At 43.0% G+C, this 25,165-nt stretch carries 14 protein-coding genes and 1 pseudogene; 14 read left to right on the top strand and 1 reads right to left on the bottom strand.

Translation table 11 applies throughout. The features are described 5' to 3' along the window. Positions 1-91 precede the first annotated feature (91 nt). From rpoC to J8Z28_RS15900, 10 genes and pseudogenes are all read left to right on the top strand, one after another. Positions 92-4,264 carry a DNA-directed RNA polymerase subunit beta' gene (gene rpoC, locus J8Z28_RS15945; RefSeq protein ID WP_062564380.1) on the top strand — a complete coding sequence of 1,391 codons (4,173 nt, stop codon included), beginning with the start codon at positions 92-94 and terminating at the stop codon, positions 4,262-4,264. 192 nt (positions 4,265-4,456) lie between these two features. Further along, on the top strand, positions 4,457-4,831 hold the full coding sequence (gene rpsL, locus J8Z28_RS15940; protein WP_002958885.1) for a 30S ribosomal protein S12: 375 nt from the start codon (positions 4,457-4,459) through the stop codon (positions 4,829-4,831). Between the two features lie 97 nt (positions 4,832-4,928). Next, positions 4,929-5,399: a 30S ribosomal protein S7 gene (gene rpsG / locus J8Z28_RS15935; RefSeq protein ID WP_054554834.1), complete on the top strand. Its 471-nt coding sequence runs from the start codon at positions 4,929-4,931 to the stop codon at positions 5,397-5,399. Between the two features lie 27 nt (positions 5,400-5,426). Then, on the top strand, positions 5,427-7,541 hold the full coding sequence (fusA, locus tag J8Z28_RS15930; protein ID WP_054563999.1) for an elongation factor G: 2,115 nt from the start codon (positions 5,427-5,429) through the stop codon (positions 7,539-7,541). A gap of 60 nt (positions 7,542-7,601) precedes the next feature. Then, the gene (tuf, locus tag J8Z28_RS15925) at positions 7,602-8,786 is read left to right on the top strand and encodes an elongation factor Tu (protein WP_054564107.1); all 1,185 of its coding nucleotides are present in this window, start codon (positions 7,602-7,604) and stop codon (positions 8,784-8,786) included. A 121-nt stretch (positions 8,787-8,907) separates the two neighbouring features. Then, positions 8,908-8,994, top strand: a pseudogene (locus J8Z28_RS15920) (EF-Tu C-terminal domain-related protein); the annotation flags it as partial. 1,177 nt (positions 8,995-10,171) lie between these two features. After that, complete coding sequence (locus J8Z28_RS15915; RefSeq protein WP_062566593.1) at positions 10,172-13,816, top strand: cadherin-like domain-containing protein; 3,645 nt, start codon at positions 10,172-10,174, stop codon at positions 13,814-13,816. 301 nt (positions 13,817-14,117) lie between these two features. Beyond that, entirely contained in the window at positions 14,118-15,707 is a 1,590-nt protein-coding gene (locus tag J8Z28_RS15910) for an alkaline phosphatase (RefSeq protein WP_062566592.1), read from the top strand. Between the two features lie 11 nt (positions 15,708-15,718). Further along, positions 15,719-17,515: an alkaline phosphatase family protein gene (locus tag J8Z28_RS15905; RefSeq protein WP_062566591.1), complete on the top strand. Its 1,797-nt coding sequence runs from the start codon at positions 15,719-15,721 to the stop codon at positions 17,513-17,515. 71 nt (positions 17,516-17,586) lie between these two features. Beyond that, positions 17,587-18,303 (top strand): hypothetical protein, encoded by a 717-nt coding sequence (locus J8Z28_RS15900; protein WP_062566590.1) that lies wholly within the window; start codon positions 17,587-17,589, stop codon positions 18,301-18,303. 65 nt (positions 18,304-18,368) lie between these two features. Here J8Z28_RS15900 and J8Z28_RS15895 read toward each other — a convergent pair whose 3' ends face one another. Then, positions 18,369-20,441, bottom strand: coding sequence for a TonB-dependent receptor (locus J8Z28_RS15895; RefSeq protein ID WP_244269413.1), 2,073 nt, complete (start codon positions 20,439-20,441; stop codon positions 18,369-18,371). Between the two features lie 225 nt (positions 20,442-20,666). Here J8Z28_RS15895 and J8Z28_RS15890 point away from each other — a divergent pair, with 225 nt between their 5' ends. The 4 genes from J8Z28_RS15890 (at position 20,667) to J8Z28_RS15875 (ending at position 25,092) form a co-directional block, all read left to right on the top strand. Beyond that, positions 20,667-21,461, top strand: coding sequence for a VOC family protein (locus tag J8Z28_RS15890; RefSeq protein WP_062566589.1), 795 nt, complete (start codon positions 20,667-20,669; stop codon positions 21,459-21,461). Between the two features lie 113 nt (positions 21,462-21,574). Further along, positions 21,575-22,240, top strand: a complete 666-nt coding sequence (locus tag J8Z28_RS15885) for an SDR family oxidoreductase (protein ID WP_062566588.1) — start codon at positions 21,575-21,577, stop codon at positions 22,238-22,240. 138 nt (positions 22,241-22,378) lie between these two features. Next, the gene (locus J8Z28_RS15880) at positions 22,379-22,759 is read left to right on the top strand and encodes a hypothetical protein (protein ID WP_062566587.1); all 381 of its coding nucleotides are present in this window, start codon (positions 22,379-22,381) and stop codon (positions 22,757-22,759) included. Then, complete coding sequence (locus J8Z28_RS15875) at positions 22,756-25,092, top strand: fatty acid cis/trans isomerase (protein ID WP_062566586.1); 2,337 nt, start codon at positions 22,756-22,758, stop codon at positions 25,090-25,092. Before J8Z28_RS15880 ends, J8Z28_RS15875 begins: the two co-directional genes overlap by 4 nt. Positions 25,093-25,165: the final 73 nt, after the last annotated feature.

Below are 25,165 nucleotides of genomic sequence, written 5' to 3'. Positions count from 1 at the left end.
TAGGTGCGGCGTAAGCCGCACCTGTTAGGCCGAATAGAATGTAGGGGCGATTGGTTCGCCCTCAAGATTAACCTCCGACAGGAGAGCTAAGGTGAAAGACTTACTTAAGTTTCTGAAGCAACAAAATAAGACCGAAGAATTCGATGCAATTCGCATTGGTCTTGCTTCGCCAGATATGGTTCGTTCATGGTCATACGGTGAAGTAAAGAAACCTGAGACAATCAACTACCGTACTTTCAAGCCTGAGCGCGACGGCTTATTCTGTGCCCGTATTTTCGGCCCAGTGAAAGATTATGAGTGTTTATGTGGTAAATATAAGCGCCTTAAGCACCGTGGTGTTATTTGTGAAAAGTGTGGCGTTGAAGTAACGCTTACTAAAGTGCGTCGTGACCGTATGGGTCACATTGAGCTTGCGAGCCCAGTTGCGCACATTTGGTTCTTAAAATCATTACCGTCACGTATCGGCTTAATGCTAGACATGACACTTCGTGACATCGAGCGCGTACTTTACTTCGAATCATTCGTAGTAACTGAGCCGGGTATGACAACGCTTGAGCGTGGTCAGCTTTTAGGTGAAGAAGAGTACCTAGATGCACTTGAAGAGCACGGTGATGAGTTTGAAGCGAAGATGGGTGCAGAAGCAGTATTAGACTTGCTTCGTGAACTTGATCTTGGCCAATTAATTGCTGAAATGCGTGAAGAGTTACCAACAATTAACTCTGAAACTAAGCGTAAGAAGATCACTAAACGTCTTAAATTAATGGAATCTTTCCACCAATCAGGTAACAACCCTGAGTGGATGATCATGACAGTACTTCCAGTACTTCCGCCTGATCTACGTCCATTAGTACCACTAGACGGTGGTCGTTTTGCGACTTCTGATCTGAATGACCTTTACCGTCGTGTTATTAACCGTAATAACCGTCTTAAGCGTCTATTAGATCTAGCGGCACCAGACATTATCGTACGCAACGAAAAACGTATGTTACAAGAAGCGGTAGATGCGCTACTTGATAACGGTCGTCGCGGTCGTGCGATTACAGGTTCTAACAAACGTCCTCTTAAATCGCTTGCTGATATGATCAAAGGTAAGCAAGGTCGTTTCCGTCAGAACTTACTTGGTAAACGTGTAGATTACTCTGGCCGTTCTGTAATCACAGTAGGTCCTACGCTTAAACTACACCAGTGTGGTCTTCCTAAGAAGATGGCACTTGAGCTATTCAAACCATTTATCTACGGCAAACTAGAGCGTCGCGGCATGGCTACGACTATCAAAGCTGCTAAGAAGATGGTTGAGCGTGAAGTGGCAGAAGTATGGGATGTATTAGACGAAGTAATTCGTGAACATCCAGTATTACTTAACCGTGCACCAACACTTCACCGTTTGGGTATCCAAGCGTTCGAACCTGTGCTTATCGAAGGTAAAGCGATCCATTTACACCCATTAGTTTGTGCGGCGTACAACGCTGACTTCGATGGTGACCAAATGGCGGTACACGTACCGTTAACGCTTGAAGCACAGTTAGAAGCACGTGCTCTAATGATGTCTACAAACAACATCCTATCTCCAGCGAATGGTGAGCCAATCATCGTTCCTTCACAGGACGTTGTATTAGGTCTTTACTACATGACTCGTGATCGCATCAATGCGAAAGGCGAAGGTACTGTATTTAAAGATCCTAAAGAAGCTGAAAAAGCATACCGCAGTGGTAATGCTGAGCTACATGCGCGCGTAAAAGTACGTATTAGCGAAACAGTTAACAATGAAGAAGGTGAAGCAGTTGAGCAAGTATCTATTGTTGAAACAACAGTAGGTCGTGCAATTCTTTCACTTATCCTACCTAAAGGCATGCCGTTTGAGTTAATCAACCAAGCCCTAGGTAAGAAACAAATTTCTGGCTTATTAAACGAGTGTTACCGTCGTCTAGGTCTTAAAGATACAGTTATCTTTGCTGACCAAGTAATGTACACAGGTTTCCACTACGCGATGAAGTCAGGTGTTTCAATCGGTATCGATGACTTAGTTATCCCACCGGTTAAAGCAGAAATCATTGAATCAGCGGAAGCTGAAGTAACTGAAATCAACCAACAATTCCAATCAGGTCTTGTAACGGCTGGTGAAAAGTACAACAAAGTTATCGATATCTGGTCACGTGTAAATGAAAACTTATCACGTGAGATGATGGCGAACTTATCAAAAGACACTGTAATCAACGCTAAAGGCGAAGAAGAAGAGCAATCTTCATTTAACTCAGTGTTTATGATGGCAGACTCAGGTGCACGTGGTAGCGCCGCTCAGATCCGTCAGTTAGCGGGTATGCGTGGTCTAATGGCACGTCCAGATGGTTCAATCATCGAGACACCAATCACGGCGAACTTCCGTGAAGGTCTAAACGTACTACAGTACTTCATCTCAACGCACGGTGCGCGTAAAGGTCTTGCCGATACAGCACTTAAAACAGCAAACTCGGGTTACTTAACGCGTCGTCTAGTAGACGTTGCACAAGACTTAGTAATCAATGAAGACGACTGTGGCACAGAAGATGGCTTAACAATGAAACCGCTTATCGAAGGTGGTGACGTTGTAGAAGCACTTCGTGAACGTGTACTAGGTCGTGTTGTTGCTGAAGATGTATTAATTCCAAATACTAACGAAGTACTTGTTGAGCGTAACGTTATGCTTGACGAAAAACTGTGTGACCTTTTAGAAGAGCACTCAGTGGATGAAGTACGCGTTCGTTCAGTAATCACGTGTGATAATGACTTTGGTGTATGTGCTAAGTGTTACGGTCGTGACCTTGCGCGTGGCCACATCATCAATCCAGGTGAGTCAGTAGGTGTTATCGCGGCACAATCAATCGGTGAGCCGGGTACACAGCTTACGATGCGTACCTTCCACATCGGTGGTGCGGCATCTCGAGCGTCTGCTGAAAACAGTGTACAAGTTAAAACTAACGGTACATTGAAGTTACACAATGCGAAGTACGTATTAAACACAGACGGTAAGATTGTTATCACGTCTCGTTCAACAGAGATCACTATCATCGATAGCTTTGGTCGTGAGAAAGAGCGTTATAAAGTTCCTTACGGTGCGGTGTTAGCAGTACAAGATAATGCAGAAGTTCAAGGTAACGATATCGTTGCTACTTGGGATCCGCATAGTCACCCAATCGTTCTTGAGCACAAGTCAAAAATCTCGTTCAGCGACATTGATGACTCAAATACCGAAGCACAAACAGACGAGTTAACTGGTTTAACACGTGTGGTTGTTAAAGACTTAGGTAAAGCGAATGCGAAAGAACCTAAACTAATCATCGAAAGCGATGAGCGTGGTCTGCAAGAAACACGTCTTCCTTCATTCACAACGATTGAAGTAACAGACGGTGCAACTGCAAACCCAGGTGACGTACTTGCACGTATTCCGCAAGAAGGTTCGAAGACTCGTGATATCACGGGTGGTCTACCTCGCGTAGCTGACTTATTCGAAGCACGTAAGCCGAAAGATCCTGCAATCCTTGCAGAAATCACAGGTACTATCAGCTTCGGTAAAGAAACAAAAGGTAAGAAGCGTCTTGTAATCACTCCAGCTGAGGGTGACGCATACGAAGAGATGATCCCTAAATGGCGTCAACTTAACGTGTTCGAAGGTGAGCAAGTGTCTAAAGGTGAGGTTATCGCCGATGGTCCAGAATCACCACATGACATCTTACGCCTACGTGGTGTAACTCATGTAGCTAACTACATCGTTAACGAAGTGCAAGAGGTTTACCGCTTGCAAGGCGTTAAGATCAATGACAAGCACATTGAGACAATTATTCGTCAGATGCTACGTAAATGTATCATCCTTGACGGCGGTGACACTGAGTTCTTAGCCGGTGAACAAGTTGAAGTGGCACGCGTTAATATCGCGAACCGTGAACTTGAGAAGCAAGGCAAGATCCCAGCGAAGTTTGAAATCCAGTTAATGGGTATCACTAAAGCGTCACTTGCAACAGAATCTTTCATTTCTGCAGCATCGTTCCAGGAGACAACTCGTGTCCTAACTGAAGCCGCTGTAAATGGTAAGAGCGATGAGCTTCGTGGTCTGAAAGAAAACGTAATCGTGGGTCGTCTGATCCCAGCTGGTACAGGCTTTGCGTATCACCAAGACCGTTTAAACCGTCGCAAGCAAGGTGAAATCGTTGAAGAGCAAACAGTAAGCGCTGAAGAGGCAACTCAAGCACTAACTGACGCACTAAACGCAGATATCTCTGGAAACCAATAATCTCAACTTAATCAATAGATTAAGAAATCGTAAGGCAGTTATCTTCTGCCTTACGATGAGTTAAGGTTGACAGGTTAAACTTTGCTCATTAAAATTCCGCCACCCATTTGCCTGCACGTTTTGTAACGAGCATGTAAACAGGGCGGATTTTTTATTTTTTCAGTAGTAATTTTAATTTCAGGAGCTATTTAAATGGCAACTATTAACCAGCTAGTGCGTAAGCCACGTCGTAGCAAAGTTACTAAAAGTAACTCAGCTGCACTTAAAGCTTGTCCGCAAAAGCGTGGTGTATGTACTCGTGTATATACAACTACACCTAAGAAACCAAACTCTGCATTACGTAAAGTAGCGCGTGTTCGTTTAACTAACGGTTTCGAAGTAACATCTTACATTGGTGGTGAAGGCCACAACTTACAAGAGCACAGTGTAATCCTAATCCGTGGTGGTCGTGTTAAAGACTTACCAGGTGTGCGTTTCCACACTGTACGTGGTGCACTTGACTGTGCAGGCGTTAGCGACCGTCGTCAAGCTCGTTCTAAATACGGTGCTAAACGCCCTAAGGGCTAATGGTTCTCCGTTAGTAAGGCCAAGCACTAAATTTTTAAATTAATTGTTTTGGGTATTGACTCTAAAAGAGCAAACCTGAAGATACCGGAGATACAAAATGCCTAGAAGACGCGTAATAGGTCAACGTAAAATTCTTCCAGATCCTAAGTTCGGATCGGAACTTCTTGCTAAATTCGTTAACGTAGTAATGTTAGACGGCAAGAAATCTACTGCTGAAAAAATCGTTTATGGTGCGTTAGACGTGGCTGCTGAGAAATCAGGCAAGTCGCACCTTGAAATCTTTGAAGCTGCACTTGAAAACGTTCGCCCACAGGTAGAGGTTAAATCTCGCCGTGTTGGTGGTTCAACGTACCAAGTACCAGTTGAAGTACGTCCAGTACGTCGCAACGCATTAGGTATGCGTTGGTTAGTAGACGCTGCACGTAAGCGTGGCGAAAAATCTATGGGCTTACGTTTAGCTCAAGAAATCGTTGACGCTGCTGACAACAAAGGCACTGCGGTTAAGAAACGTGAAGACGTTCACCGTATGGCTGAAGCGAATAAAGCATTCGCTCATTACCGTTGGTAATCTGCCCTTAACCTTTAAGAGGATCATATGGCACGTACAACTCCACTTGAGCGCTATCGCAATATCGGTATTTGCGCTCACGTAGATGCAGGTAAAACCACCACAACAGAACGTGTTCTGTTCTACACAGGTCTTTCTCATAAGATCGGTGAAGTACATGATGGTGCTGCAACTATGGATTGGATGGAGCAGGAACAAGAGCGTGGTATCACAATCACTTCTGCTGCAACAACGTGTTTCTGGAAAGGGATGGACGCTCAATTTGACGACCACCGCATCAATATCATTGATACGCCAGGACACGTAGATTTCACTATCGAAGTAGAGCGTTCTTTACGCGTACTAGATGGTGCGGTAGTTGTTCTTTGTGCTTCATCTGGTGTACAGCCGCAAACTGAGACAGTTTGGCGTCAAGCGAACAAATACGAAGTTCCTCGCATGATCTTCGTAAACAAAATGGATCGCACTGGCGCTGACTTCTTAACAGTTGTGGACCAGGTGAAATCTCGTCTTGGAGCAACGCCTGTTCCAATTCAGCTACCAATTGGTGCTGAAGACGACTTTAAAGGTGTTATTGACCTTATTAAGATGAAAGCCATTAACTGGAATGCCGAAGATCAAGGCATGACTTTCACTTATGAGGACATTCCGGCAGAGCTTCTGGAGCTTGCAGAAGAATGGCGTTCTCACATGGTTGAGAGCGCTGCTGAAGCATCAGAAGAACTAATGGACAAATATCTAGAAGGTGAAGACCTGACCGAAGCTGAAATTAAAGCAGCTTTACGTCAGCGCACATTAGCAAACGAAATTGTTCCAATGACGTGTGGTAGTGCATTTAAGAATAAGGGTGTTCAAGCTGTGCTTGATGCTGTTATCGAATATATGCCTGCGCCAACACAAGTGAAACAAATCCAAGGTATCGTTGAAGATGGTACTGAGGAAGAACGTCCTGCTGATGACAACGCACCGTTTGCCGCACTTGCTTTTAAGATTGCGACAGATCCGTTCGTTGGCACCTTGACCTTCTTCCGTGTTTACTCTGGTACTGTTAAACAGGGTGATGCGGTATACAATCCAGTTAAAAGTAAGCGTGAGCGACTTGGTCGTATCGTTCAGATGCATTCAAACTCACGTGAAGAGATCAAAGTAGTCTACGCAGGCGACATCGCAGCGGCTATTGGTCTTAAAGACGTAACAACAGGTGAGACACTGTGTGATCCGAACTCAATTATTACGCTTGAGCGTATGGAGTTCCCAGAGCCAGTTATCTCTGTTGCGGTTGAGCCTCGCACAGTAGCTGACCAAGATAAGATGGGAATCGCGTTAGGTAAACTAGCGGCAGAAGATCCATCTTTCAGAGTACAAACTGACGAAGAATCAGGCCAGACTATTATTTCTGGCATGGGTGAACTTCACCTTGATATCATTGTCGACCGTATGAAACGTGAATTCAGTGTTGAATGTAACGTTGGTAAGCCGCAGGTAGCATACCGTGAAGCTATCCGTTCAGCTGTTGAAGTTGAAGGGAAGTTCGTACGTCAATCAGGTGGTCGTGGTCAATATGGTCACGTCTGGCTTAAACTTGAACCGATGGATATTTCGGATGATGAAGCGCCAACTTACGAGTTCGTTAACGAAATCGTTGGTGGTGCCGTTCCTAAAGAATACATCCCTGCGGTAGACAAAGGCATCCAAGAGCAAATGTCTCAAGGTGTGCTTGCTGGCTACCCATTACTTGGCGTTAAAGCGACTCTATATGATGGTTCATTCCATGATGTAGACTCGAATGAAATGGCATTTAAGATTGCAGGTTCAATGGCGATGAAGAAAGGTGCGCTTGAAGCAAACCCAGCTCTTCTAGAACCAGTAATGAAGGTTGAAGTTATCACTCCTGAAGAAAACATGGGTGATGTAGTTGGTGACTTAAACCGTCGCCGCGGCATGATCGAAGGCATGGAAGAAGCATTCGGTGGTCTTAAGCAAATTAATGCGCAAGTACCACTTTCTGAAATGTTTGGTTATGCAACTGATCTGCGATCTGCAACACAAGGCCGTGCATCTTACTCTATGGAGTTTTTGAAGTATGCAGAAGCCGCTAAAAACGTTGCAGATGCAATAATTGCAGCTCGCGCTGTTATATGATTTAGCTTGTCTGGCCCAATAGTGGGTCAGGCGTTAATTTCTTTATAGGAATTTTTTAAGATGGCAAAAGAAAAGTTTGAACGCGTAAAACCGCACGTAAACGTTGGTACAATCGGCCACGTTGACCACGGTAAAACAACTCTAACAGCAGCAATCACTAACGTACTTGCAAAAGTATACGGTGGTGTAGCTAAAGACTTCGCATCAATCGATAACGCTCCAGAAGAGCGTGAGCGTGGTATCACAATCTCAACTTCACACGTTGAGTACGATACTCCAACTCGTCACTACGCACACGTAGACTGTCCAGGACACGCCGATTATGTTAAAAACATGATCACTGGTGCTGCTCAAATGGACGGCGCAATCCTAGTAGTTGCTGCGACTGACGGTCCTATGCCACAAACTCGTGAGCACATCCTACTTTCTCGTCAGGTTGGTGTACCTTACATCATCGTATTCATGAACAAATGTGACATGGTTGACGACGAAGAGCTACTTGAGCTAGTTGAGATGGAAGTTCGTGAACTTCTTTCTGAGTACGACTTCCCAGGTGATGACTTACCACTAATCCAAGGTTCAGCGCTTAAAGCGTTAGAAGGCGAGAAAGAGTGGGAAGACAAAATCGTTGAGCTTGCAGAAGCACTAGATTCTTACATCCCAGAGCCAGAGCGTGACATCGATAAGCCATTCATCATGCCTATCGAAGACGTATTCTCAATCCAAGGTCGTGGTACTGTTGTAACTGGCCGTGTTGAAGCTGGTATCATCAACGTGAATGACGAAGTTGAAATCGTAGGTATCAAAGAAACTACGAAGACAACTTGTACAGGTGTTGAGATGTTCCGTAAGCTTCTAGACGAAGGTCGTGCGGGTGAGAACATCGGTGCACTTCTACGTGGTACTAAGCGTGAAGACGTTGAGCGTGGTCAAGTACTAGCTAAGCCTGGTTCAATCACTCCACACACGAAGTTCACTTCAGAAGTATACGTACTTTCTAAAGATGAAGGTGGTCGTCACACTCCATTCTTCAAAGGTTACCGTCCACAGTTCTACTTCCGTACAACTGACGTAACAGGTGACGTACAGTTACCAGACGGCGTTGAAATGGTAATGCCTGGTGATAACATCAAGATGACTGTAGAACTAATCTGCCCAATCGCGATGGACGAAGGTTTACGCTTCGCTATCCGTGAAGGTGGCCGTACAGTTGGTGCTGGTGTTGTTGCAACTATCGTTGAGTAATATCAACAGATAGAGCTTCACTGCTTATAAAAAGGTCGCCTAGGCGACCTTTTTTAATGCCTGTAAGAAAGCTGGAAGCTTTTAGTAGCTTAGAGTGAAAGGCTAATCTGCCGCCTTTAAACTCCCAATGGACGAAGGTTTACGCTTCGCTATCCGTGAAGGTGGCCGTACAGTTGGTGCTGGTGTTGTTGCAACTATCGTTGAGTAATATCAACAGATAGAGCTTCACAGCTTATAAAAAGGTCGCCCAGGCGGCCTTTTTTAATGTCTGTAGAAAAGCTATCAGCTGTCAGCTTTCAGACGTCAGATTCGATCGGTGGGGTTGTTTAGTGTGGTGTCTCGCTCAGCATTCGGCCTGTTCATTCTTCGGGTAGGTTAGTTTGAACGCAGCGAAACCCAACGTAAATAGAGTTATTAGCTTTAAGACGTCAGATTAGATTGGTGGGGTTGGTTTGTGTGGTATCTCACTCAGCATTCGTCCTGTTCATTCTTCGGGTAGGTTGGTTTGAGCGCAGCGAAACCCAACACAACCATGTAAACCTTTTCTTTTATGACCCCCATTACCATAAACCATGCCTCCTAATGGCTTTACCTAGACCCTTTGAACTTTACCCTCGTTAACCACTGTATAAAAATCACCATTACGCTATTGTTTTATCGTTTTATTCATTAATAACGTCATTTTAATGTGAATATTTCACTAAATTTTTATTGTTAATATAGTTTCTGTATTGGGGATGTTAGATTCTTTATGTGAAATTAGCTTAAATTGCTCAAGTATCAGTTAGATGTCAGTTAAATATTATAAGAGTTGGGTAAATCTCGCTTAATGTATTGTTCCTAAACAGGAAATCGAAAATCAATCTTATAGTAGTATTTTGTTAATGGATTTTGTTAGAATCACTGCCGTCATGTAAATGGAATGGTTTTATCAGGGATGGCTAATGACTAGCTTAAGTGCTACTTGTCAAAAAATAGCTTTGCTATTTGCAGTATATTTTTAATTCCCCTTTAGATGCTCAGTATCTTTATAGCTTGTACTTTGATGGTTTGATCTAAATTGCTCATAAGTAGCAGTAGGTTTTCTCTTTCTATCTTCAAAAGCTCTGAAATACTGAAGACATACATAAAATTCACACCTCGGTGGGGATTGTTGTGTTAATTATTTGCCAACAATCGGTATGAATAACTATGTATATATCAATCTAATTAATGTTAATTCCTTTCCTGTAACAGGCACTTCCTTCTGTAGTGGTCGAAAACTTTTAAAGTATAGACCACATTTAAGTAAGGAGTTATCGCCCAATATTTTTAGTTATTAAATCGAATAGTAGCTTTAAAACAGTAGGTGAAATTTAAGTTGTTAATATAAAAAGGAATTATTAGTGTATAAAAATAAACTTACGCAAACTGCTTTATGCGTTGCCGCTGCACTTGCCTCAACATCAACAATTGCTGCCAATAGTTGGTTATCTAGAGTCAGTACCGTCGATCAGCATCAGCAAAAGAAAGTATTTGCAGCTAACAGTATGCAAAGCCTTTCAGCTGTCAGTACTGATTCGTCAACTGCAATTTTTGATATAACAGTGTCGTTATACAATAATCCAGAAGGTGCAGAGCAGAATGCCTATGAAGAAATTTTTAAAAATTTCGCAGATGCTATTTGTGAGCAAACAAATGGTGAGCATAAGCTTGGCACAGTGAGTGTATTTAGAGAAAATAAACATCGCTCTAAATCAGATATTATTTGGGGGTCAAGAGAATGGCCTAGAGCTAATGCGTCAGGTTTTGGTGCGAATGGCATGCATATTTGGTTTGGTGATGTTTTCCCGAACGGTGCAGGTGCTGGCAAAGACCATGATATGCTTCAAGATCCTAAAGGTGCTGGTTATACACTTGCCCATGAATGGGGGCACTATGCTTATGGCCTTTTTGACGAGTATCAAGGCGTAGCTGAAAGCGCAGATGCAAATAGCCCTATAAAAACTGATTTAGCTACTAACTCTATTATGAGTAATCAGTGGAAAGCTCTACAAGGTGATATGCTTTGGCTTAATCACTCTACTGCAACAAATATTGGTAATGTTGATAGAACAGCTCAAGGTCGAGTATACGGAAAAAGTGCATGGGAAGTGCTATTACAAGATGCCAAAGATGATCCTAAGTTAGGAAGAAAAACGGCTCAACCAGAGCGTACTCGCTTTCTTACTCTGGCTAACAATGCTCCAGATGATGTAACACCAGTAAAGATTGAACTACCTTCAGCTCAAGCATCATGCCGAGATCAGCTTGATGTAGTTTGGGTTGAAGGTGATATTGATATGCAAGTGGTTATTGACCGTTCAGGTAGTATGGGCGGTGCGGCAATCAATAATGCCAAACAAGCAGCTAAAATTCTTGTTGATGCTACAGCAGAAGGCACTACATCAATGGGGTTAGTTAGCTTCTCTAGCTACTATAATGTGATACAAGATTTTCCTGTAACTAAAATTGAAAGCCCAGATGTTTCAGTAAAAACTGAACTAAAAGCAGCAATTGATTCAATCAGAGCTGGAGGGTCAACAGCCCTTTACGATGGTTCACAATTAGCGCTTGATAACTTAGAACAATATCAACAAACTCAAGCAAGCGGTGCTCCAGGTGTTGTTTTTGTCCTAGCCGACGGTGATGACAATGATTCTCGCTTGTCACAGGCGTCGGTTATCAGTAATTATCAACAAGCCAATATGCCAATTTTCAGTTTTGGCTATGGTAGTGCATCACCAACTGGCCCACTTCTCACTTTAGCTAATGCTACTGGTGGTAAGTACTTTTCTTCACCAACATCATTGGCTGAAATTGTTGATGCTTTCTTGCAAGCTAATGCGATTGCGACAGATAATCAGAACCTTGCATCTACAACATACTCAATTGATAGTACTCAAAGCGCCAGTCAGCCAATTTATGTTGATTCTGGACTAGATAACATAAATGTTTTTGTAAATCACAATGCAGATCTTGCAGATCTTGAGTTAGCGCTATTTGATGGTGCTGGTACACTCGTTACCGATATAGATTTCAACTGTATAGATACTGCTAGCACTCAATCATGTAGTGCTAATATTTCTAACCAGAAACTATCTGCACATGGTGCAGGGCAGTGGCAGTTACAATTAACGAATCTAAATCAAAGTACTAGCCTTACTGCTGCGGTAAATGTGAGTGCTGAACCAAGCTTATCAGGTACATACTCTGTCAACGTTGAAGGAGTTGATGGGAACGCAGTTACTTATCCAGCCCCTATGATCCTGACTACGGCAATCACCAAAGATAAACTAATTACAGGCGCTAATGTTAAGGCAACTATTACAGATCCAAACCAAGTTAAAAGCGAACTTGAAATGTTTGATAATGGCATTGGTGGAGATGCTGTTTCAGGGGACGGAATTTACTCAGTAATTGCACCTTATAATCAAAATGGTATTTATCAAGTTGAAGTGCATGTAGACAATAATGACAGCAATGCAGTGTACACCACAACAGGGTTATTAACGCCAACTATTGATGGCTCAGTACCAGAAACTGAGACGTTGCCAAGTATCGATGAGAATTTTGTTCGTATAGCTAAAACTTCACTAGTAGTCAGTGATGTCCCATACAGTGATAGTAATGACAGTTATTATCTGAGTGATGATCTTACTCCAAGTAATGCTGGAATCGAGGGGATGGTTGACTCTCAGGGAGACCTAGACTTTTATCAAATCGAAAACATTGATACCACAAGTGAGTTTGTTGTTCGTGTATCTGACTTAAGCTTGGGGATGAAACCTAGCCTTACATTATATAAGTCAGATGGCATAACTGTAATTGATCAAGATATTACGTTAGATACAAACCCTTCTAAAACAGGCTATGTGTTCTATAAAGTTGCTACTACGGACTTAGAGTCAACTCTCTACGCCGTAGTGCAGCATGAAGATACGACCGCAACTACTGGTGGATACCAAATTAGTGCGGGTGCTCCACTAAATACTGATACGCCTCCAAATAACGCACCTGTAGCAGCTGAAGATGTTGCATCAATTTGGTCAGGTCAAACAACAGTTATCAATGTTTTAGAAAATGATACAGATTTAGATGGTGATACTCTATCAATTGATAGTGTACAAAATAATGGAACCTTGGGTGTTGTAAGTTTAGTTGATGGTCAGATTACATACGATGCATCAACCGCGTTTGATGATGAAGTTCCTGGAACAGTTATTTCCGATTCCTTTAAGTATATTGTGACTGATAATAATGGTGCATTTGTTGAGGGGCAGGTAACCATATCTGTATCTATCAACACGCCTCCAACAGCTGAAGCCGATATTGTTTATGTTGACGAAAATGGAACTGTAAATATTTCACCATTACAAAATGATAGTGATGCTGATGGTCATTCAATAACATTAATTGATTACTTGGATACTCTAACAGGTGAATTAACAGATAATAATGATGGTACTTGGACATATTCTACAAATGGTCAATTTGATTCATTGACAAAAGGTGAACAAGTAACAGATGCATTGACTTATACGATAGCTGATGAAGTGGGTTCAGAGTCTATGGCTCAGGTTTCTGTGATTATTACGGGTATCAATACTATACCTTCAGCTGAAGCTGACGAGGTTTCAACATCTAAATCATCAACAGTACTCATAGATGCTTTAGGGAATGATAGTGATGAAGATGGCGATGCTCTATCTGTGGTCTCGTTAGATGTGGAAGGTATTAAAGGAACTGTTACTGATAATGGGGATGGTACATTCACATATGACCCAGCTGGGAAGTTTGCTGATTTATATGCTGGCAGCTCAGCGACAGAAACATTTAGCTATGCTGTATCTGATGGCTCAGAACAAGTTTCAACAACCGTTACTGTGACTGTAAACGGTGAAGGTAGCAAACCTGAAGTTGAAAAATCATCTTCAAGCAGCGGTGGTAGTTTATTTTGGCTAACTTTACTTCTAGCGCCATTTAGCTTGCTAAGACGTCGCAAAAAGTAAGTAAATTAAATAACAATGCAACTATAAGCCTTTGAGTAATATGCTCAAGGGCTTTTTATTCATGTTGATTACATTGAAGTTATTTAAAAGGAAGCTTGAATTACTCTTAAACCACTAACCCTATTATTTCCTCTAAAACTAATTACTTACCTTCTTGAGCTACTTTTTTGGGTTTCATCATTTCGTCATGAAAACTCACTTTTTTAGTAACAATGCCTTCTTAGTATGGCTGCGCTAATTATCCAAGTGCAGTTTAGTTAGCACTCAAATTCTTAAAATAACGTACTAACGGAACGTAACGATGAAAATTAATAAAATTGCTACTGCAATTGGTTTAACGCTGGCGTTGTCAGCGACGGCCAATGCAGGTGTGTTACCAGACAGTCAAAAACAAAATGATTGGTATAGTGCCGCTGAAACAAAATTAACAGAAAAAGAGGCGGCGGCTCAGGCTGAGCAAACGTTTAAAGCTAAAAATGTCATTTTATTTGTTGGCGATGGTATGGGTATCTCAACGCTGACTGCATCTCGTATCATGGCGGGACAAATGGAAGGCAAGTCAGGCGAAGAAGGCTTACTAAGCTTTGAAGAATTCCCTTACTCTGCGCAAATCAAAACCTACAACGTTGATGCGCAAACACCTGACTCTGCAGGCACAATGACAGCAATTATTTCAGGCGTTAAAACCGATGTAGGTGTTATTGGTGTTAACGAAAACATCGAGCGTGGCAAGTGTGCAACCGTTGCCGGTAATGAGTTAATTACCGCTACAGAACTAGCAGAAATCAAAGGCCTAGCAACAGGTATTATCTCAACAGCGCGTATTACTCACGCAACGCCAGCTGCGACCTATGCAAAATCAGCTGACCGTAACTGGGAAGACGTATCAGATATGCCAGCTGATGCTGTGGAAGCCGGTTGTGAAGATATTGCCTCACAACTTGTTAATTTTGAGAAGAACCTAGAAGCACGCTTCGTAGGCACTGACGTAGATGGTCTTGAAGTTGTGATGGGCGGTGGACGTCGTCACTTCTTACCGAAAGATGCAACGTTCAATTCAGCTGATGCAGTTAGTGAAGTTGAAGGCGACCGTACTGATGAGCGTGACCTAACTGCTGAATGGCAAGAAATGTACCCTGATGGCAAGTATGTCATGGACCAAGCTGGCTTTGATACGCTAAATGCTGACAGCAAACGTGTATTTGCACTGTTTAATGAATCACACATGCAATACGAAGCAGATCGCGCTAACGATGTCGCGGGTGAGCCGTCATTATCTGAAATGACAGGTAAAGCGATCGACATCTTAAAGAGCAATGAAAAAGGCTTTTTCTTAACCGTTGAGTCTGGTCGTATCGACCATGGCCACCATGCGGGCAATGCTTATAACGCGTTAAACGATACCGTTGAATTTGCCAAAGCAGTGCAAACAGCAGTAGAGAACACCAACCCAGAAGAAACACTTATTCTTGTTACTGCTGACCACAGCCACGTATTTACTATCGCGGGTTATCCAAAGCGCGGTAATCCAATCTTAGGTCAAGTTGTGGCAATTGGTAGCGAAGAGCCAAGCCTTGCGGCAGATGGTATGCCGTACACCACAGTCGGTTATGCAAATGGTTTAGGTTTTCGCGATTTAGGTGATGAAACTGATGCAGATGCATCATATAGCGAAGCGGCATTTGCAGGTCGTGTTGATTTAACGGGTGTTGATACGACGATGCCTGGTTATCACCAAGAAGCTACCGTGCCATTAGGTTCTGAGACTCATGCGGGTGAAGATATTTCACTTCATGCAAAAGGTCCAGGTGCGCAACTAGCACAAGGCGTTGTGGAGCAAAACGTAATTTTCCACATCATTAACCAAGCTCTAGAACTAATTGAAGAATAATGGCGACGACGATGAAAAAACTAAATTTAATTTCTCTTGCTGTAGTAGTGGCATTAGCGGGTTGTTCTGATGACGATGACAACTCACCAAAAACATTAACCGTTGAAAACACATTAGCTGTTGGTTCTGAGCAGTGTGTAAACGGTGGTACAGAAACCCTAACCGGTGAAGATAGTAACGATAACGGTGAGCTAGAATCAGCAGAAGTAACGGATACAACCGTTGCATGTAATGCACCAGCAACGTCGTTAACGGCATCGCAATTAGCGCCGTTGACCGATAATGAATGGTTCAAGTCAGCACAAGTTAAAGTCGCTACTAGCGAAGAAAACATTGCTGCCGTTGTAAAAGAGTCTGGTAAAGCGAAAAACGTGATTCTGTTTGTTGGTGACGGCATGGGTATTTCAACCGTGACGGCAGCACGTATCATGGCCGGTCAGCTTGAAGGTAAGTTAGGTGAAGAGCACCAACTAAGCTTTGAAACACTACCTTTCTCAGGGTTTGCTAAAACCTATAACGTTGATGCGCAAACACCTGATTCTGCGGGGACGATGACAGCAATGGCATCGGGCGTAAAAACGGATGCTGGCGTTATCGGTGTTGATGAAGACATTGAGCGTGGTAACTGTGCAACGGTTGCAGGTAATGAGCTAGTGACAGCCACTGAGCTTGCTGAGATTGCCGGTAAGTCGACAGGTATTGTTTCGACAGCGCGTATCACTCACGCAACACCTGCAGCAACGTATGCAAAATCGGCCGACCGTAACTGGGAAGACGTATCAGATATGCCAGAAGCGGCAGTTACCGCTGGCTGTGAAGATATTGCATCGCAATTAGTTAACTTTGAAGCAAACCTAGAAGCACGCTACGAAGGCCTCGATGTTGATGGTTTAGAAGTTGTTATGGGCGGTGGTCGTCGTCATTTCTTACCGAAAGACGCAGCTTTTAACTCTGCTGATGCTGTGAGCTCAGTCGAAGGTGACCGTACAGATGGTCGCGACCTAACTGCTGAATGGAAAGCTAAATACCCAGCAGGTCAATATGTGATGGACCAAGCAGGTTTTGATGCAATCGATGCAGAGTCAACAGAGCGCGTATTTGGTTTATTTAATGAATCACATATGCAATACGAAGCAGATCGTGCAAACGATGTAGCGGGCGAGCCTTCACTTGCTGAAATGACAGCAAAAGCAATTGATGTGTTAGATAACAACGCCAATGGTTTCATGCTAACAGTTGAAGCTGGCCGTATTGACCACGGTCACCACGCTGGTAATGCTTACAATGCACTAAGCGATACAGTTGAGCTTTCAAAAGCAGTCCAAGTTGCTCTTGATAAAACCAGCATCGAAGACACGTTAATCATAGTAACAGCTGACCACAGCCACGTATTTACCATTGCAGGCTACCCAAAACGCGGTAACCCAATCTTAGGTAAAGTGGTACCTGTGGGTAGTGATGAACCATCACTTGCAGCAGATAACATGCCATACACAACGGTTGGTTATACCAATGGTGGCGGTTTCCGCGACTTAGGTGATGAGACTGATGCTGATGCAGGTTATAACTTTGCGCCAGTAACGGGTCGTGTTGATTTAACTGATGTTGACACAACAACACCTGGTTTCCACCAAGAAGCCGTTGTACCACTAGGCTCTGAAACACACGCAGCAGAAGATGTGGGTGTGTATGCAGTTGGCCCAGGTGCACATTTAGTAACAGGCACTAATGAGCAAAGCCTTATCTTCCATGTTATGGATTATGCCGCTGACCTTGTTAAACAAGCCGATGCTAAATTAGCACAGTAATGAGTTCTTGGGAGGCTCTGAGCCTCCCTTACTCAATTAGTTATAAAGTAAACCAGACAAAAGAGAATCCCGTGAAAGCAGCCATCTTACTTGCCTCATTACTTAGCCCACTAGCTGTTGCAGGGCAATGCGATATGAACACCGGTTTTACGCAAGCAGACTATACGGTCACAACAGATATAGTTGCTAATAAGCAGCATACTGAAAACACCTTTACCCTTTGGCGTACGCCTCACCAGGTGGCTAAGCAGAATCCACAGTTTATTGAATTATGGCAACACTTGCGCAATCAACAAATTCGCCCAATTCGTTATTTTCAGCATGCCCAGCGTGGTATTGAGTATCAACCATCGGAAGTGCAAGGTGAACAAGATTGGAGTAGCAAATATCAGCTAGTAAGCGATAAGTTTTTAGCCTCAATGACGCACCAAAAAAGCACCGGTGAAGGCTGTGAGTTAACAGAGTATTACACACAACAGCAGGGTGAGAGCAAAATAGAGCTAAGCTGGCTTGCCAATCAAAAGTTACTCAAAGCAATTCGTATTTCAACACCAACTTATAGCCGTGAAATTGCTTTAACAGCCAGTCATCACAACCAGCAAAAGATTCAGGCAGAATTTGCGAAATGGGATAACTATCAAACGACCGATTACGCAGATATCGGTGATAATGAAAGCGATCCGTTTTTAGCTAAAATGATCAACTTAGGGTTTGTTGAGCATGGCGCGAGCGGTTTTTATGATGCGCAAGGTAATCAGCTCAAAGGTGAGCATGGGCATCATCACTAATTAGTACCAACCACAAAAAAAGGCACCAAGGTGCCTTTTTTATTGTTTAATTACTTAGCTTAAACCTAAAATGCATAGTTCCAATTTAGGTTTACGGTACGACCTGTGCCCGCAAAATAGCGTGTTGCAGCTGGGCGTGTTTGACCGTAGTAAGTGATGTAATACTTATCTAGCAGGTTATCGATACCTAGGCTAAATGCACCGTACTCAGCACTTTGATATTGCACCGATAAATCAACGGTTGTGTAGCCGTCAAACTCTTCACCAGTATTAAAGTCGCGGTCAAATACTTTGTTAGCTTGTACGCGGCTAGATAGGTTTGCTGGCCACTGTTGCTGCCAGTAAAGGTTTAAACGTGTAGGTGAAATATTGCTGCCGCCTAAATCGCTCTCTACTTTATTGTCGCCATCACCATCATATTGACCTTCTGTATCAGCGTAACTTGCACCAAATGTTGTGCTGTTAGTTAGGTAATATTGAGCATTTGCTTCAAAACCTGAGATCTCAGTACGCTCACGTTGCACGCTGTAAATACCATCAGCATCAGCTTGTAAACGTGAACCTAAGTCTGAGTCAGACTCAAAGTAGCTGGCTTTAATATTGAAGCTATCGTTGGCAAATTCAAAACCTAATTCGCGGTTATCAGAAATAACTGGCTCTAGGTTTAAGAAACTCTCAACCGATAAACCTGCTTGATTAATGCCACGCAGCACACGACCAACATCAGCCATGCTAAAGCCTTCGCTGTAGCTTGCATATAGACGAAGTTCATCAGTTACTTGATAAACAACACCTAAGTTCTCTAATAATTCGTTAAAGCTTGGCTCACCGCCTTCTACAAAGCTGCTGTTGTAAGATGCTAGGGTAGTAAAATCATCCACTTTTAATTTGCCGTACTCGTAACGAACACCGGCATTGAACGTCCAATCCTCTAAGCCGTCATAACGTAGTTGAGCGAATGGCGCGATGTTATTAAACTTGGTTTTTGGCACCCAATGGCGACCTGTTTGCGCAAGCTCTTGGTATGTTTCGTCAGAAAGTAAATCAATACCGGTCGCAATATCAAACTGGCTGTTTAACAGGTTATCTTTATTGTAAGTAACGCGGCTACCAAACTTTTGTGATTTATTTTGAGACTGATCGAAAATAGTCTCACCATAGGCTGGATCTTGGAACGTAGCAAATGTGCCACCACCATACATGGCTGCAAAATCTTGCGTAAACAATTGAATAGCAAGGTTACCGCCAGCCACATTGCTGTGGTTATAATCTAGGGTAAAGGTTGTTACACGGTTACGTGGCGTGTCGCCTTCTACATCGCCTTTTTCAGCAGAGGTTGCAAGGCCTGTTGCTGGATCACCATTTACAGCTACAAAGTCACCATTACCTTCAATTTTGTAGTGATTCAGCATTGCTTGAATGCTTTGCTCGTTATCAAGCTGATATTTCACTTTTAAAAATAAGTCTAGACTGGTTGAATCTTGCGTGTCACCTTGTGTGCCATCTAAACCAACAAAGTCACCGTTACCATCGCGATACATTCCCGTACTACGAGCCGATACACCACCAATGAAGCTAATATCATCTAGTTGTTGGCTGAATAAGTAGCTGGCTTTATAGCTTTGGCTGTCGCTGCCACCGTCTGTTGGAGTGCTAAACCCCGCGCTCATTTGGTGATTAAAATCGCCAGCTGATTTTGTGATGATATTAATAATACCGCCACTTGCGCCCATGCCTTGAATTGCATTTGCGCCACTGATCACTTCGATGCGTTCGATCATTGCAGGGTCAATCGTATTCCCATCACGAGAACCGTTACGAAGCGGGTTTGACTGAGGAACACCATCAATCATGTATAGCGGCTCACGGCCACGGAGTGTTTCACCTGCACTGGTCATTTTTTGACGACTTGGTGAAAAGCTCGGTAATAAATTACCTAAAATTTGCGATAGATCTTGAGTATGAGCAAGTTGCTCAGCAATGTCTTCACTAGTAATAACGCTGATAGTTGCAGGTACAGTACTAACTGGTGCCGTACTACGAGTTGTAGAAACGGTAATACGTTCAATATCTTGGGCCTGATTTGCAAACGCAGCGATAGGAGTAAGTAAAAAAGGAAGCGCAAATTTCATTGTCATAGTTAAATCGCTATACAATTGTTATTAAAAATTGTTCGCATTTATACATGTGTTTGTTGTGACAATCAATATAATGTCATAACTGCAATTCTCTGTTTTAGCAGGGTTTAAACCTAAGTTATTGATTATGATTATTTAATTTTTCTAAACGTGAATTAAATAAATTTTAAAAATAATTGGCAAAAAAGCAGCTTGTTGATTACCGTTAATGAAGGAGGAACAGCCATGACAAAAATAAATACAAAACACCCTGCAGGTACTTTCTGCTGGGCCGAGTTATGCGCGAAAGACTGGCAAGCTGCAAAGCAATTTTATACGCAACTTTTTGACTGGGGTTTTGACGACCAGCCAATAGGCGAAGATATGTATTACACCATGCTGCAAAAGCAAGGTGATGATATTGCCGCTATGTATCAACTGCCAGCAAGTATGAGCGAGATGCCAACCCATTGGTTATTATATATTGCTGTTGATGATGTTGACCAAAGCACAGAGCTGGCAAAATCACTAGGTGCAACTGTATTGGCAGGGCCACATGATGTTATGACGGCAGGTCGCATGGTGATGCTTCAAGAACCAGGCGGTGCAACATTTGCCTTATGGCAAGCCGGTGAGCATATCGGGGCAAAACGAGTACAAGAGCTTAACCTGCCTTACTGGTTTGAGCTTGTGTCGAAAGACATGCAAAAAAGTCGCGACTTTTATTGTCAGTTATTCGGGTGGCAGTTTGAGGTGAAACCAATGGAGGGCATGGACTACACCTTATTTACCATCGATGAGCAACCGATTGCAGGCATGCTTGAAATGACCAATGAATGGCCCGATGATATTCCACCCCACTGGATGCCGTATTTTGCGGTAGCAGATTGCGATCAGGCAGTCGCTAAAGCAACGCAGCTTAATGGCGCTATTTGTGTGCCAGCAACAGATATTCCAGATGTTGGGCGCTTTAGTGTGATTACCGATCCACAAGGGGCCGTATTTTCTATACTTAAATCAACCATTGATGAATTAACTTAAGCCCTTGGTTTTTGCCAATCTGTCCCAAGGTATATATATCTAAGCCTCCTCAAAATGCACAAACTCGCACCTTGAGGTGGTTTGGTATAAAAAGCTAATTAAGGAGCAGATTAATGACTAAGCATGTGGTGGTTACGGGGGCCAATAAAGGTATTGGTCTTAATTTTTGTAAACAGTATTCAGCCCAAGGTTACCGTGTTACCGCAGTGGTTCGCACGCCAAGTGAGGAGCTTCAAGCACTCGATGTGAAAATTATTAGCGACATTGATGTATCTAACGCCGATGATGTTGCAACACTTGCCAATTACTTACACGGCGACAAGATTGATATTTTGGTTAACAACGCCGGCATTTTTCATAATGAAACATTAGCTGATATGGACTTTGTTGCCATCGAAAAACAAATCAGCGTGAACAGTATTGCACCTATTCGTATTACTCATGCATTACAGCAAAGCTTAGGCATTGATGCCAAAGTAGCGATGATCACATCGCGCATGGGCTCAATTGCTGATAATGGCTCGGGTGGTTACATTGGTTATCGTATGTCAAAAGCGGCGCTTAATGCCGCCAGTGTTAGTTTAGCCCATGAACTAAAAGATAAAAAAATTGCCGTAGGGTTATTTCATCCGGGCTTTGTACAAACGCAAATGGTTAATTATGCCGGCGATATCAGCCCTGAAACTGCCGCAGAGCGGCTCATCAAGCGGATTGACGAATTAAACCTTAGCAACACAGGTGGGTTTTGGCATTCAAACGGCGAAACGCTACCTTGGTGATGCATTGTTCACTGTTTTTATAATTCGGTTAGTTAGCAGCTAAAAAGCTGCTAACGGCTGATAAGTTTCGCTAATTATTGAACTTATAGTTTGCTATACTCGTACAATTAAAAGTCATTTTGATGTAGAGAGCAGCACATGGAATTAGAGCAAAATAGCGATTTAACCCTTCCTCTTTTTTATTTTGATGAGAACCTTCACAGCCGCGATATCGAATCTCCAGATTTACTATTACATGTAACGCTAAGCGAAGAGTTACTCGCGCAGCTTTGCCAAAACCCAGCTGTTGATAGCAGTGTCGCAATTGCCATTAATGAATATCGTCTTGAAGCGTTAAATGATGACTACCAAGTATTGATTGACGGTGAGCATGATGCGCAGCTGACACTCGTTCGTGGGCCGCTATTGAGCGCGGTGCTTAGTTGCGACAACGACCAAACCTTTGTGTCGCCGCAAGTCGATATGATGCCAACCTTCGATTTAGGTGATGACGTTGAAGATATCGAGGAGGAAGGATGAGAAAACTCCTCACCACCGTATTTGGCCTTATTCTATTAAGTGGCTGTGCATACTTAGGTGCCGCTCATTACGATGAACTGTTTGGTAAAGAACAACCACAACAGCGCGTGGTTGCAGCATCAACACTTGAAGGTGCTGAGTTTTTAAGTGATGTAAAGCCCGTACTTGATAGTCGCTGTGTGGTTTGTCATGGCTGCTATGATGCACCGTGTCAGCTTAAGTTATCTTCTGTGGAAGGTATTGACCGCGGCTTAAGTAAAGAGCGTGTTTATGACGGCACTCGCTTACTAGCGCAAGAGCCAAGTCGCTTGTTATTTGATGCGACAAGTACCGCCCAGTGGCGTGAAAAAGGCTTTACCCCAGTACTTAACGAGCGAGCTCAAACCGAAGAAGCTAACCTTGCCGGTAGTGTCCTTTATAATGCCTTAGTACTTAAGCAAAGCAGCCCACTGCCTAAACAAGCAATTTTAGGCGATGAGTTTGATTTTTCACTCGACCGTGAGCAAACATGTACCACAATGAATGAGTTTGACTCATTTGCTAAAGATAGCCCACACAGTGGTATGCCTTATGGTTTACCGGGTATCTCGAGTGAAGAGTTTCAGCATCTTGCTAAGTGGCTCCGAAAAGGCGGTTACCTTGCTCATATTGAGCCTCCTGAAGAAGGCGTTCTAAAACAAGTTGAACGTTGGGAAGCATTTTTAAATCAAGATGGTTTAAAGCATCAACTGGCTGCGCGCTATATTTATGAGCACTGGTATTTAGCGCATATTTACTTCCCAGAGCATGGCGATAAACATAGCTACTTCAAGCTGGTACGCTCTTCAACGCCGCCGGGTGAAGAGATCAAACACATTAGCACCCGTCGCCCTTATGAAGACCCTAAGGTTGAGCGTGTTTACTATCGTTTAATGCATGATCGTTCGACTATTTTAGCGAAAACACATTTACCTTTAGCATTAAATGACGAAAAGCTTGCACGCTTACATTCGCAATTTATTGAAGCTGATTATCAAGTAGATAAACTGCCAAGCTATAAGCCAGAAGTGGCATCAAACCCATTTAAGGTCTTTGCGGCAATACCAGTCAACTCACGTTATCAGTTTATGCTTGATGAAGCTGAGCTTATTATTATGGGCTTTATTAAAGGGCCGGTTTGTCGTGGTCAAATCGCGTTAAATGTAATTAACGACCAGTTCTGGGTGGGTTTTGCGAAGCCTGAAATGGCGGCGACACCTAAAGTCGGTGAAATGTTGTTACAACATGAAGATGCCTTAGCATTACCAGCTGAAGAAGAAAGCAATGCCTTGCCGATTTCTAGTTGGGTGAAGTATTCAAAACGGCAAAACAAATATTTGTCAGCCAAAGTTGCACTGGCTAATAAGATGTTTGAGAACGGTCAGCACCTAACAACCGATTTACTTTGGCAGGGTGATGGCCATAACCAAAATGCAGCACTCACAGTGTTCCGCCACTTTGATAGCGCAACAGTTGTAAAAGGCTGGATAGGCCAGCAACCAAAAACCGCCTGGATACTCGACTACGCACTATTTGAACGTATTCATTACTTGCTGGTGGCGGGTTTTGATGTGTATGGCAACATTGGTCATCAGTTATTAACTCGTTTGTATATGGACTTTTTACGCTTAGAAGGTGAAGCAAACTACCTTGCATTATTACCAGAAGCTAAGCGCAAAGAAATTAAAGCCCAGTGGTATCGTAAATCGCCACCTAGCTTAACGAGCTTCTTTGAAGATGAATTGTCATTTAGCCAACCTACGGGCATTGAATACAAAACAATGGATCCGCAGTCAGAGTTGTTCAATATGCTAAAAGAGAAGCTTAAGCCAATTTTAAGCACTCGTTACGACTATACGAAAGTACCTGAGCCGCTTGCAAAAATTAACGATCTTCCGGTTAAAGCAGTGAACTTGCTACCGCAAATTTCGTTTGTGTTAGTCAAAGATGGCGATGATAAGCACAGGGCCTATACCCTGATCCATCATAATGCTCATTACAATATTTCGAGCTTATTGAATGAAGAAGGGCAACGAGCTTATGACGAAGATACAGTGACGATTGTGCCTGGGTTCATAGGTGATTACCCAGAAGCCATTTGGTACTTACACAATGACCAGCAAATTGCAGCTTTTGCAGCTGGGCTTGCTAAAGCAACAGATGAAGCAGCTTACAGAGATCTGAAAAGTGAGTTCGCTATTCGCCGAACACATCCACAGTTTTGGCAATACAGCGATATTTTACACCGTGTAGCGAAAGAGTATCGCGGCGTTGAATTTGGGTTATTTGACTATAACCGACTCGAAAATCGATAAATTTCTGTTAACTATCATGTTTAAAGCCCACTTCAAGTGGGCTTTCTTGTATTCTATGAACTACAATTATTTT

This window comes from Pseudoalteromonas sp. SCSIO 43088 (genome assembly GCF_023650795.1).
GTDB classification, from domain to species: Bacteria; Pseudomonadota; Gammaproteobacteria; order Enterobacterales; family Alteromonadaceae; genus Pseudoalteromonas; species Pseudoalteromonas shioyasakiensis.
This window is presented reverse-complemented; position numbering and strand designations above follow the sequence as displayed.

Coding starts and splice junctions, on each gene's coding strand:
- rpsL (WP_002958885.1), top strand. CDS start 4,457: ATGGCAACTATTAACCAGCTAGTGCGTAAGCCACGTCGTAGCAAAGTT.
- rpsG (WP_054554834.1), top strand. CDS start 4,929: ATGCCTAGAAGACGCGTAATAGGTCAACGTAAAATTCTTCCAGATCCT.
- fusA (WP_054563999.1), top strand. CDS start 5,427: ATGGCACGTACAACTCCACTTGAGCGCTATCGCAATATCGGTATTTGC.
- tuf (WP_054564107.1), top strand. CDS start 7,602: ATGGCAAAAGAAAAGTTTGAACGCGTAAAACCGCACGTAAACGTTGGT.
- J8Z28_RS15910 (WP_062566592.1), top strand. CDS start 14,118: ATGAAAATTAATAAAATTGCTACTGCAATTGGTTTAACGCTGGCGTTG.
- J8Z28_RS15905 (WP_062566591.1), top strand. CDS start 15,719: ATGAAAAAACTAAATTTAATTTCTCTTGCTGTAGTAGTGGCATTAGCG.
- J8Z28_RS15895 (WP_244269413.1), bottom strand. CDS start 20,441: ATGACAATGAAATTTGCGCTTCCTTTTTTACTTACTCCTATCGCTGCG.
- J8Z28_RS15890 (WP_062566589.1), top strand. CDS start 20,667: ATGACAAAAATAAATACAAAACACCCTGCAGGTACTTTCTGCTGGGCC.
- J8Z28_RS15885 (WP_062566588.1), top strand. CDS start 21,575: ATGACTAAGCATGTGGTGGTTACGGGGGCCAATAAAGGTATTGGTCTT.
- J8Z28_RS15880 (WP_062566587.1), top strand. CDS start 22,379: ATGGAATTAGAGCAAAATAGCGATTTAACCCTTCCTCTTTTTTATTTT.
- J8Z28_RS15875 (WP_062566586.1), top strand. CDS start 22,756: ATGAGAAAACTCCTCACCACCGTATTTGGCCTTATTCTATTAAGTGGC.